The following is an 11,075-nucleotide window of genomic DNA, read 5'->3' as shown; positions in this document are numbered from 1 at the left end:
GGGGATTATGGGAGGGCGGATCAGTGGGCGAAGTCAGACTTCCAGTAACCTTCGATCCGGGTCACGAGGGAATCGGGCAATGCTACGTAGTCCAATGCCGCAGCCTGCTGCTGACCTTTTTCCAACGACCATTTGAAGAAGTTGAAAGCGGCCTGGCTTTGCTCGGCGTTCTTCGGCTGCTTGTACATGATGATCCAGGTGGTCGCCGTGATCGGCCACGCGTTCTCGCCCGGTGCGTTGGTCATGATCAGGTTGAAGTCCTGGGCGTTGGCCCAATCGGCGGTATCAGCCGCTGCCTGGAAGGCCTTGGCGTTGGGCTCGACAAATTTGCCGGATGCGTTCTTCAGTGACGCGTAAGTCATTTTGTTCTGCAGGGCGTAGGCGTATTCAACAAACCCGATGGAGTTCTTGATCTGCTTCACGTAGGCCGAAACACCTTCGTTACCCTTGCCGCCCACGCCGACTGGCCACGGCACGGTGGTGCCGAAACCGATTTTGGTTTTCCAGCTGTCACTGACTTTGGCGAGGTAGTTGGTGAAGTTGTACGAGGTGCCCGAGCCGTCCGAGCGGTGAACCACGGTGATGTTCGCGCCAGGCAGTTTCAAGCCAGGGTTGAGTGCGGCGATCGCCGGGTCGTTCCAGGCCTTGATGTCACCGAGGAAAATCTTCGCCAGGACGTCACCGTCGAGTTTCAGTTGGCCCGGCGCAACGCCTTCGACGTTCATAACCGGCACGATGCCGCCGATCACGCTTGGGAATTGGCCAAGGCCGCCGGCTTTCAGTTCATCCGCCGACAGCGGGGCGTCGGAAGCGCCGAAATCCACGGTTGCCGCCTTGATCTGTGCGATCCCGCCGCCGGAGCCGATGGACTGGTAGTTGATCCGGTCACTTGAGCTTTTGCTGTATTCCTGGGACCACTTGGACAGCACCGGGTAGACGAAACTGGAGCCTGCGCCCGTGACGTCAGTGGCGTGAGCAACACCACTCAGGCACAGGGCAGTGAACAACACTGACAGACTCTTTTTGGTCAGCAACATCACGACGACACCTCAAAGAAAAGGATTAAGTGGAGGGCTCCACCTGTCTAAGACGTGACGATTTAATTCCTGAAATATGTCTATTTAATGACGGTTTGGCTTTATGAAGAAACATTTAGAAATATGTGAGGGCTCCATTTGAAGCCGCTCACGGGTTTGCGTTTTACCTGCAGGGTTGGGTTGTCACTGGCACGCTTTGTTTGATCGCAGCTGCACCATCGAGCGCAACCACACTCACTTGGCACCGTGGAGTGGCAATGAAGTTCTCCTTTGTAAATTGCAGGCTGACTTCATAATCCTTGCCTGCTTGCGGTTCAAACATGATGGGTGGGGGAGAGCAACTGCCGTCCTGGGCGAGATATTTGACGTGCACGACACTTGGCTTGCCGGCAGGCAGCACGAATTCGCTGTAGCTGAGCCGATCTGTCTGCAGACGCTGCGTCGCTTGCGAGGGCGGTATGCCAATGACGTTGTTCTGGTAGTTCTCGGGTTGCATGCCGCGAAGGTCCACCTTGCGCCATAGAATGTAGCTTTCCTGGTGTTTATAAACCGTGGTGTCGATCAGCCCGCGGTTCACCGCTTTGGTGTCCAGTTGCGCGCAAGATTTACCAGGCTGGTAGGCGCCGATAAATTCCGGAGAGGAGAATATCCGCACCCTTGCAGAGGTCGCCGGGTCGTAGCGGGCGGCTTCCTGATCATTCGGAAGGGTGGTTTTGGTGTAGCTGCATGCCCCGAGCATCAGGCACGCGAGGGCGAGGGGAAGAGCTTGTTTCATCATGTCTGCGGAGGCCGGTGTTTATTCCAGCGAGAATAGTAGCGCTTTGCCCTAATCCCTAGAGCCCCAGTCTTTAAAAAAAGACTGGGGCTCTGACGTTTCTGACGCGGTCAGCTCTGCCCGCGCACTAGAATCGATTCGTCGATCTGTGCGATCGACGTCACCCCGGTCAACGTCATGGCCACGCGCATTTCCTTGGCGAAGATATCCAGCAGGTTCTCCACGCCGCGCTGCCCGTCAGCGGCCAGTGCGTAAGCCTGGGCGCGGCCCAGCAGTACGCCCTTGGCGCCCAGCGCGAGCATGCGCACCACGTCCAGCCCCGAGCGTACGCCGGAGTCCACCAGCACCGTCAGATCGCTGCCCACGGCTTGTGCGATGGCGGGCAGCGCCTTGGCCGTGGACAGCACGCCATCCAGTTGCCGGCCGCCATGGTTGGAGACGACGATGCCATCGGCGCCGAAACTCACGGCGTCCTTGGCATCCTGTGGGTCGAGGATGCCTTTGATGATCATCGGGCCTTTCCAGAAGTCGCGAATCCACTCCAGGTCCTTCCAACTGATGGACGGGTCGAAGTTGTTGGCCAGCCAGCCGATGTAGTCTTTTAACTGGGTGGGCTTGCCCAGGTATTTGGAGATGTTGCCCAGGTCGTGGGGGCGCCCCATCAGGCCGACATCGAAGGCCCAGGCCGGTTTGGTCATGGCTTGCAGTATTTGGCGTTGCGGCCCGTAGGCGCCGGACATCCCCGAATGGGCGTCGCGATAACGCGCGCCGGGGGTGGGCATGTCGACGGTGAACACGAGATTTTTCACCCCGGCGGCCTGGGCCCGTTCCAGGGCGTTTTTCATGAAACCGCGATCTTTCAGCACATACAGCTGAAACCAGATGGATTGCGGGCTCTGGGACGCTACTTCCTCAATCGGGCACACGGAGACCGTGGACAGGCAAAACGGCACGCCTTTGTTCGCTGCCGCCTTCGCCGCCTGCACTTCACCACGCCGGGCAAACATGCCGGTCAGGCCCACTGGGCTCAGGATCACCGGCATTGCCAGCGGCTGGTCGAACAGCGTGGTCTCAATGCTCAGGCTCTCGACGTTGCGCAGGATACGCTGGCGCAGGCTGATGTCGGCCAGGTCCGAGCTGTTGGCCCTGAGGGTGTGTTCGGCGTAGGCACCGCCGTCGATGTAGTCGAACAGGAAACGCGGCAGTTTGCGGCGGGCGGCTTCGCGGTAATCCGATGCAGACGAAATGATCATGAACAGTGATGCCCCGAGTGAAGAAAGCGGTGGGGTGAGGATAGACAAAGGCCTTTCATGGTAAAAACAACTTTTCCAACTTGAATCAAGTCGTAAATGGAATACTCATGAACCTTCGCACGTTGCTGGCCTTTGTCGAAGTGGTACGCCAGGGCAGCTTCTCACAGGCGGCCGAGGTGGTTTCGCTCACGCAGTCTACCGTCAGCAAGGCGGTGAAGACCCTGGAAGATGAATTGGGTACGCCGCTGTTCAGTCGCATCGGCCACAAGAGCGAACTGACGGCCGCCGGCGAAATTGCCTACCGTCGCGCCTTGGTGTTGCTGGCAGAGCGCAGTGACCTGGTGGCCGAGATCAATGATTTGCTGGGGCTCAAGCGCGGTGTATTGCGCATCGGCTTGCCGCCGGTGGGCAGTGGTGTGTTGTTTGCGGCGATGTTTGCCCTGTATCGACAGCGTTATCCAGAGATCGAGATCGAGCTGATCGAACACGGCAGCAAGAAGTTGGGCGAATGTCTGGAGGCCGGGGAGGTGGATCTGGCGGCGCTGCTGGTGCCGGTGGCGGGCGAATTTGAGTATCAGGACGTGCGCGTCGAGCCGCTGATGGTGGTCATGCCGATCGACCATCCATTGGCCGGGCGTAAAAGCGTCGACTTTTCCGACCTTGCCGACTCGCCATTTATTCTGTTCGAAGCCGGGTTTGCGCTTAACCGGATTATTCTCACAGCCTGCGAGCGCAGAGGTGTAGTACCGCGCATCACCGCCCGCAGTGCGCAGATCGACTTTATCGTCGACTTGGTGGCCGCAGGCCTCGGCGTGGCGTTTTTGCCGAGCATGCTGGCTTACAAACACCTGCACGCCGGCATCGCCCTGATTCAGCTGGATGAGCCCCAGACCGATTGGCACATCGCCCTGGCCTGGCGACGACAGGCGCATTTGCCACCGGCGGCGCGGGCCTGGCTGGACCTGGCCCTGGAGATGGGCAATGTTCCAGACGCGGCCCAGCCTGCGGTTTAGCCTTGTGCGATCAGGGGCAGGCGGTTCTTGACGACTTTCTGCAGCAGCAGTGCCAGCGCCTCGGTGGAATACGGCTTTTGCAACAAGACAAAACGGCTGGCCTCTTCCTGCGCAATACGCGCGTATTCGTCGTTGTAGCCGGTGGTGAGCACCACCGGCAGCCACGGGTACAGGGCTTCGATGGCGTCGAGCAATTCCAGGCCGCTCATGCCGGGCATGGAGATGTCGGAGAACACTACCTGGAAGCTTTCCGGGTTGGGTTCGAGCGCTTCCAGCGCGCTTTGGGCATCCGGCACCCACAGCACATGAAAGCCCATTTGTTCCAGGGTTTGCGAGGTATACAGGCCGACATCGGCGTTGTCCTCGACCATCAACACCCCCAGGTTTGAGACGATGGGTGAGGCGCTGATTGCTTGAGGAACCGGCAGTGCGCTTGGCTCGACCTTGGGCAGGTACAAGGTGAATTGGCTGCCTTCGCCGCACTCGCTTCGTACCAGGATCTCACCGCCCGATTGCTTGGCGAAACCGTACACCTGGGACAAGCCCAACCCGGTGCCCTGGCCGATGCCTTTGGTGGTGTAGAAGGGTTCGAAGATGGCGTCGAGTTTTTCCGGCGGGATACCCGAGCCGGTGTCGGCCAGTTCGATGGTCACGTAATCGGCGATGCGCACCGGATGGGCGCGTACCGAGGGCAGCCAGTTGGCCGTTGACACGGTGATCGTCAAATGACCATTACCGGCCATGGCGTCCCGGGCGTTGACCACCATATTCACCAGCGCGGTGTCGAACTGGCTTTCATCGGCATTGATAAAGCAGGCATCGTCCGGGACCTGGATGCTCACCTTGACCCGCGAGCCGGTCAGGCTGTCCATCATCTCGCCCACCCGCATTACACTTTCGCCGACGTTGAACACCTCTGGCCGCAAGGCCTGACGGCGGGCGAATGTCAGCAGTTGTGCGGTCAGGCGCGCAGCTCGGTCAACGGTGCTGGCGATGGCTTCCACGTATTTCACGCGGCGCGCTTCGCTCAGGGCGGGCGGCTTGAGCAAGTCGGCGCAGGACTTGATCACCGTCAGCAGGTTATTGAAGTCGTGTGCGACACCGCCGGTGAGTTGGCCGATGGCTTCCAGTTTCTGCGACTGGCGCAGGGCGTCTTCCGACAGGCGCAAGGCTTCCTTGGCTTCTTCCTCGGCCTGGATATCGCGGCCCACGGCGTGGATGTAGTCGCTGTCGGGCACGGCCGTCCAGGCGATCATGCGGTAGCTGCCGTCTTGGTGGCGGTAGCGATTCTTGAAGTTGGGGAAGTTTTTGCCATCCCCCAAACGGCTGACCGCTGAGGATGAGACGGCCAGGTCGTCGGGGTGAACCAGCGCCAGCAATTGGCTGCCTACCAGGTCGTGTTCGGCGTGGCCGAGCATGCGCGTCCAGGCCGGGTTTACGGCGGAGATCACACCGTCGAGTTGCGCCACCAGCATCAGGTCTGGCGACAGGCGCCAGATGCGGTCGCGGTCGCGGGTGCGTTCGATCACCCGTTGTTCCAGGGATTCGTTGAGCTTGCGCAGGGATTCTTCAGCTTCGCGCAGGGGCGTGATGTCTCGGGAGACGCAGAGGATTTTCTCCGGCAGGCCGTCACTGCCCATGATCGGGCTGACGTTCACGTGCCACCATTTCAGGTTGCCTGCCAACGTCTTGGCGGCGCCGATAAAGCTGGCGTTACTACCATCCCGGGCGGCCTGCACGGCGGCCTTGGCGTCGAGGTGGCCCTGGTCCTGCCAGAAGTCGGGCCACGGGCAGCCGCGAATTGCATTGAAGTCGCTGACCTCCATGATCTGCTTGCCGCCTTCGCTCATGAAGGTCAGGCGCGCGTCGAGGTCCAGCACCTTGATGCAGTCGTTGATGCTGGCAAGTACGCGCTGGGTGAAGGCTTCGTTGTGGTCGAGGCCTGCGGCGGACAAATCGCTCTCGCCAGGTTCAGGTGGGCTATTTGTCTGAGAACCCTTCCCGACAGTGCTATTCATTTGAGTGAGGCCGCGCGTATTAAATGGCCGTTATCATGTCATTTGGGCGCATATACCACCAGCGACTTGACGCGTATTCGACAGCGTTCTCGCGTTGCTGGATGAAGTACTGGCACATCGGCCGATACTCCCGCAGATAGCACTCGCTTGCAGGCTGACCTGTGGCGTCGGAAACAACCCGGCTACTGCCCGTCATCTACATTAAAACCCGTCAGTCATATTCGGGTTTCGGGGTCTGAATTAGTACCTTAAAAACCGCCAAAGTCGTTGAAATAAGTAGAATTGTCGGACAATTTATCGCATGAAAAACTCTTCATAATTTGCCCGCTCGAAGATTGGTAGCTTCCTCGTGCTGCCCAATAATTTGAGTTCTAATAATGAATAAAAAACTCTTCAAGAGCGCTTTGGCGCTGTCGATTTCGCTTGCCTCCACATCCCTGTTTGCCGGTGGTTTCGCCCTCAATGAACAAAGCATCAGTTCAATGGGTACCGGCTACGCCGGGCGTTCGTCCTCCGCCGAGGACGCCAGCACGGTTTACGGCAACCCGGCCGGCATGGCCCGCATCAAACAGAATGAAGTGAGCATCGGGGCGACCTACCTGGATGCCAAATCGAACATCAAAAACGCCAGCTCCTCGCAATTTGGTGCCAACAACCCGGGCACCGACAAGGGCGATATGGTGCCGGGCATTGCCGTGCCGATGGGCTACCTGGTGACGCCGATTGATGAACACTGGGCGTTTGGCCTGGGTATCTATGCGCCGTTCGGCCTCGAAACCGACTATGAGAACGCCTTCCAGGGCAACGGTTTTGGCAGCAAAAGCGTAATCAAGGTCGTCACCGTCCAGCCAACGGTCAGCTATGCCATCAACGACAAGGTTTCGGTGGGGTTCGGACCTACCTTCAACCGTATCTCGGGTGAACTGGATTCCAACGTGCCCCTCGGTGGCGGCGCTGGTGAGCAGGTCAAGATCAAGGGTAACGACACAGCCACCGGTTTTAACGCCGGTATCCTGGTGCAACCGCTGGAAAGCACGCGCTTCGGCGTGACCTACCACTCGCAAGTGGTCTACCACCTCACCGGCAAGACCAACGCTTCCGGCCTGGTGTCCGATGCGTTTGATGGCGGCCCGCAACGCTATGACGCCAGCCTCAATGTGACGACGCCATCCTCGGTGGACTTCTCGGTCACCCATCAACTGAATGACGACTGGACCTTATACCTGGGCAGCACTTACACCCGCTGGAGCCAGTTGAAGAAGATCACCGTCAACAACGAAGGCGTGTCGGCCCTGGCGGCCCAGTTCGGCGGCTTGAACTCGATCACCGAACAGCAGAACTGGCATGACACCTGGTCTCACGCGATTGGCGCGGCATATCGGGTCAACAAGCAACTGGTGTTGCGTACCGGGTTCTCGGTGGATCAGACGCCGACCAACAACACCGACCGTTCCGTGCGTATTCCGACGGGTGACCGCACCGTATTCAGCCTGGGTGCCGGCTGGACGCCAATCGAAAACGTGACATTTGACGTCGCCTATTCCTACCTCAAGGAAGAGCCGGTCAAGGTGCGCCAGAGCCAGCCAGCGCTGGGCCTGACCTACGACGCCAAGTATGAAAACAGCGCCAACGGTTTTGGTGGTTCGGTGACTTACCGCTTCTGATGCACTGAAAGAGGGCAAAGAGTCATTTTTTTGGCATGGCTCTTTGCTAGCAATTGTATCAACCGCGCTACCAAACCTTCCCTGTCTTGGTTAAATTAGGAGCAATCCAGCTCAAGACAGGGATCGTCATGACTACGCTTTCGCCGATCAGCTCCGCCATCGCCCTTATCAATCGACCTGCCGTTACGCCGCCAGCAACGCTGACGCCAGAAACGGACGTCACTGCCGTACGGCCATCCTCTGTGGTCAGCCTTGGCAATGTCACGGTAGATGTTAAAGACCAGACGTATTCGCGCAACGGCCAATTACCCGGCCGTGGGCCGATCAATGCCTGGGAAAGTGACAGCCAGGATGCGGTGACCAACGCGATCAACACGAATTTCTATGCACTGCCCAGAGGCACAGGGTTCAGCGGCTTGGGCGCCACCTTGATTGAGCAATTTGCGAAGGGCGGCACCGACATTTCCCAGTCTGCGCTCAGTACCACCTCGTCCAAGACCCAGAGCCCCGACGAGCTCAAGGTTCAACAGGCGCTGCTGCACAGCAAGGCAGACAACCTGGTCAGCCTCACCGTCAAGACAGCCAGCGGCAAGACCGTCACCTTTAGCCTGGCTAGCCAGTCCGGTGGGCTGGCCGCGCAGGCCAAGGTGGACGGCGGCACCCTCAGCGCCGCCGAACTCAAGGAAATCGGCAAGTTGGGCGAAGCCTTCCAGGGCGCCATCGACGGCCTGGCCGCCCAGCCGCCGAAACTCGACCTGAGCAAGCTCACGCAGTTTGATTCCAGCGTGTTGTCCTCGGTGGACCTCAGCGGCAAATTGAAAGTGAGCAATGTCGACAACCTTACCCTCGCATTCCATGCGGACAGCCAGAGCCGCACCACGCGCATGAGCAGCCCGGCGGGCGAAGTTAACCTGTCGGTTGACCTGAAAAACGCCGGCATCCTCGGCAACGCCAAGCAACAGGCCATCGCGCTGAAAAGCTACCTGGCCCAGTTCGACAAGGCCCAGTCGCGTGGCAAAGCCGATGCGGACCTGATGGCGATGTTCAAGGACGCGTTTACCGCCATGAACAGCAACTACCCGCAGGGCGCCAAAGCACCTGCGGCGCTGACTCGGAGCGCGGCGGATCAAGGCCTGTTGACCGGCCTGGCAGATTTCAAGGCGTCCATCACCCAGGCCGTGAAGTCCACCAACCCGGCGCGCCTGGGAGAAACCGACACGTTTGCCTATGACGTCTCCCAGAAGACGCGCGTCGGCGGCAATGACATCTTGAATCGCACGATCGATCAGACCCAGCAATCAAATCTCAAGGCCAGTTTTCATTTGGGGCTCAATGGTGGGCAGGCGCCGGACCTTGGCACCAAGCGCGAGTCGCAGAACTACCTCTATGTGCAGGTCGACGACAAGGCCAGCAGCTCGGCGAATATCACCTACAAGGACGGCTTCCTGACCAACGCCTCCGTGGACCAAAGCGCCACCCAGAACACCCGCACCCAGCGCTACGAAATGGGGGTATTGGTTAAAGACACCACGGCGCCGAACCAGGCCAGCAGCCATCGCGACTACCTGGTGTTGCTGGAGTACGCGGCGCGGGAAGGCAAGAAGGCCCAGGGCGCCGATGAAACCATCCTGAAGGATGCGCTGGCGAACATGCATCAGTGGGTGTTGCTGCAAGACGATCCTTCGGTTTTGCCACGCTAAACCGCTCGTTGTAAAAAAGGGAAACCCAGGCTTGGGTTTCCCTTTTTTATGCCTCGGTGAATCCCAGATTAGGCTTTTGAATCCATTCGATATTCTGTAGCCTTGCGCAGCTTCACCGTGCTTGATGAACACAATCACTTCGTCCGGCGGCGCCCGAAGGGCTCCAGAGCCGGTGGTACACTCGACTTTCGCGCAACTGCGCCTGCAGGTCTTGCGAACATGACGCAAATTTCCGAACGCCTTCTGGTCCAAGCCCACCTCGACGCCAAGCAGCCCAAGGTGCTGAGCGCCGAAGAAGAGGCGGGCTACCGTGCCGCCATCGCCGCCGAGCTGAAGGCTCAAGACGCGGTGTTGGTGGCGCACTTCTATTGCGACCCGGTGATTCAGGCCCTGGCCGAAGAGACCGGTGGTTGTGTGTCCGACTCCCTGGAAATGGCCCGCTTCGGCGCGGCGCACCCGGCCAAGACCGTATTGGTGGCTGGCGTGCGATTCATGGGGGAGACCGCGAAGATCCTCACGCCTGAAAAACGTATCCTGATGCCGACCCTGGAAGCTACGTGCTCCCTGGACCTTGGCTGCCCGGTGGATGAGTTTTCGGCGTTCTGTGATCAGCATCCCGAGCGCACGGTGGTGGTTTATGCCAACACGTCGGCGGCGGTGAAAGCCCGGGCTGACTGGGTGGTGACGTCCAGTTGTGCGCTGGAGATCGTCGAGAGTTTGATGGACAACGGTGAGACGATTATTTGGGGGCCGGACAAGCATCTTGGCACCTATATTCAGCGTCAGACGGGGGCCGACATGCTGTTGTGGGACGGTGCGTGCATCGTTCACGAGGAGTTCAAGTCCAAGCAGTTGGAGGACATGAAGGCGCTGTACCCGGACGCAGCGATTCTGGTGCACCCGGAGTCGCCGACGTCGGTGATTGAGTTGGCGGATGCGGTGGGGTCTACCAGTCAGTTGATTGCGGCGGCGCAGCGGTTGCCGAACAAGACGTTTATCGTGGCGACCGACCGGGGCATCTTCTACAAGATGCAGCAGTTGTGTCCGGATAAGGTTTTTGTCGAGGCGCCGACGGCCGGGAATGGGGCGGCGTGTCGCAGTTGTGCGCATTGCCCGTGGATGGCAATGAATACCCTGGAGCGCACGCTGCAGTGTTTGCGAGAGGGGAGTAATGAGATTTTTGTTGAGCCTTCGGTGATCCCGCAGGCTGTAAGGCCGCTTAAGCGGATGCTGGATTTTACTCAGGCTGCGCGATTGAGGTTGGCGGGGAACGCTTGATCTGGTTTGAGTACATATCCGTTGCTGCGGTAACGGCTTCCTAGGGTTCCGCTCTTACAGCGGGTCACTTTTGAAAAGCGCAAAAGTAACCAAAACGCTCTGCCCCGCCTGTCGGCGCCTCGCCTAGGCTCGGCGTTCCCTCTCTCCGGCATTGCTCCGCGGGCCGCCGCGACGGCCCGTCCCTGGCCCGTCGCGGCTAAACCGGCGTCCTGCCGGTTTACCCGCTCCTCAATACCTGCGTTCGGCCTCGGGCTGAATGGGGCAGTCAGATCAAGATCAAAAGCAAGAGCACAGCGGCCTACCGGCCGGCTTGAGTGTTAGAAGCAAGGTCAAGGGC

General features: G+C 59.4%; 8 protein-coding genes. 4 read left to right on the top strand and 4 right to left on the bottom strand.

The features are described 5' to 3' along the window. Nucleotides 1-20: 20 nt before the first annotated feature. From pstS to lldD, 3 genes are all read right to left on the bottom strand, one after another. Nucleotides 21-1,037, bottom strand: coding sequence for a phosphate ABC transporter substrate-binding protein PstS (gene pstS / locus CEC48_RS17175; RefSeq protein WP_088424826.1), 1,017 nt, complete (start codon nucleotides 1,035-1,037; stop codon nucleotides 21-23). Nucleotides 1,038-1,200: 163 nt separating this feature from the next. Continuing rightward, entirely contained in the window at nucleotides 1,201-1,815 is a 615-nt protein-coding gene (locus CEC48_RS17170) for a hypothetical protein (protein ID WP_088424825.1), read from the bottom strand. Nucleotides 1,816-1,922: 107 nt separating this feature from the next. Further along, nucleotides 1,923-3,065 (bottom strand): FMN-dependent L-lactate dehydrogenase LldD, encoded by a 1,143-nt coding sequence (lldD, locus tag CEC48_RS17165; protein WP_088424824.1) that lies wholly within the window; start codon nucleotides 3,063-3,065, stop codon nucleotides 1,923-1,925. A 107-nt stretch (nucleotides 3,066-3,172) separates the two neighbouring features. On the opposite strand from lldD, the gene CEC48_RS17160 reads away from it, so the two are divergent. After that, complete coding sequence (locus CEC48_RS17160) at nucleotides 3,173-4,078, top strand: LysR family transcriptional regulator (RefSeq protein ID WP_088424823.1); 906 nt, start codon at nucleotides 3,173-3,175, stop codon at nucleotides 4,076-4,078. Here the strand turns inward: CEC48_RS17160 and CEC48_RS17155 are convergent. Continuing rightward, the gene (locus CEC48_RS17155; protein ID WP_088424822.1) at nucleotides 4,075-6,033 is read right to left on the bottom strand and encodes a PAS domain-containing sensor histidine kinase; all 1,959 of its coding nucleotides are present in this window, start codon (nucleotides 6,031-6,033) and stop codon (nucleotides 4,075-4,077) included. The two genes, CEC48_RS17160 and CEC48_RS17155, sit on opposite strands and share 4 nt — an antisense overlap. 440 nt (nucleotides 6,034-6,473) lie before the next feature. Between CEC48_RS17155 and CEC48_RS17150 the strand changes: the two genes are divergently transcribed. From CEC48_RS17150 to nadA, 3 genes are all read left to right on the top strand, one after another. After that, nucleotides 6,474-7,760, top strand: coding sequence for an OmpP1/FadL family transporter (locus tag CEC48_RS17150; protein ID WP_088424821.1), 1,287 nt, complete (start codon nucleotides 6,474-6,476; stop codon nucleotides 7,758-7,760). Between the two features lie 128 nt (nucleotides 7,761-7,888). After that, nucleotides 7,889-9,460: a lactate dehydrogenase gene (locus tag CEC48_RS17145; protein WP_256579725.1), complete on the top strand. Its 1,572-nt coding sequence runs from the start codon at nucleotides 7,889-7,891 to the stop codon at nucleotides 9,458-9,460. Between the two features lie 219 nt (nucleotides 9,461-9,679). Then, nucleotides 9,680-10,738, top strand: coding sequence for a quinolinate synthase NadA (gene nadA / locus CEC48_RS17140; protein WP_003209852.1), 1,059 nt, complete (start codon nucleotides 9,680-9,682; stop codon nucleotides 10,736-10,738). Nucleotides 10,739-11,075: the final 337 nt, after the last annotated feature.

The organism is Pseudomonas sp. K2I15 (genome assembly GCF_002204795.1).
Lineage (GTDB): Bacteria > Pseudomonadota > Gammaproteobacteria > Pseudomonadales > Pseudomonadaceae > Aquipseudomonas.
This window is presented reverse-complemented; position numbering and strand designations above follow the sequence as displayed.

Coding starts and splice junctions, on each gene's coding strand:
- pstS (WP_088424826.1), bottom strand. CDS start 1,037: ATGTTGCTGACCAAAAAGAGTCTGTCAGTGTTGTTCACTGCCCTGTGC.
- CEC48_RS17170 (WP_088424825.1), bottom strand. CDS start 1,815: ATGATGAAACAAGCTCTTCCCCTCGCCCTCGCGTGCCTGATGCTCGGG.
- lldD (WP_088424824.1), bottom strand. CDS start 3,065: ATGATCATTTCGTCTGCATCGGATTACCGCGAAGCCGCCCGCCGCAAA.
- CEC48_RS17160 (WP_088424823.1), top strand. CDS start 3,173: ATGAACCTTCGCACGTTGCTGGCCTTTGTCGAAGTGGTACGCCAGGGC.
- CEC48_RS17150 (WP_088424821.1), top strand. CDS start 6,474: ATGAATAAAAAACTCTTCAAGAGCGCTTTGGCGCTGTCGATTTCGCTT.
- CEC48_RS17145 (WP_256579725.1), top strand. CDS start 7,889: ATGACTACGCTTTCGCCGATCAGCTCCGCCATCGCCCTTATCAATCGA.
- nadA (WP_003209852.1), top strand. CDS start 9,680: ATGACGCAAATTTCCGAACGCCTTCTGGTCCAAGCCCACCTCGACGCC.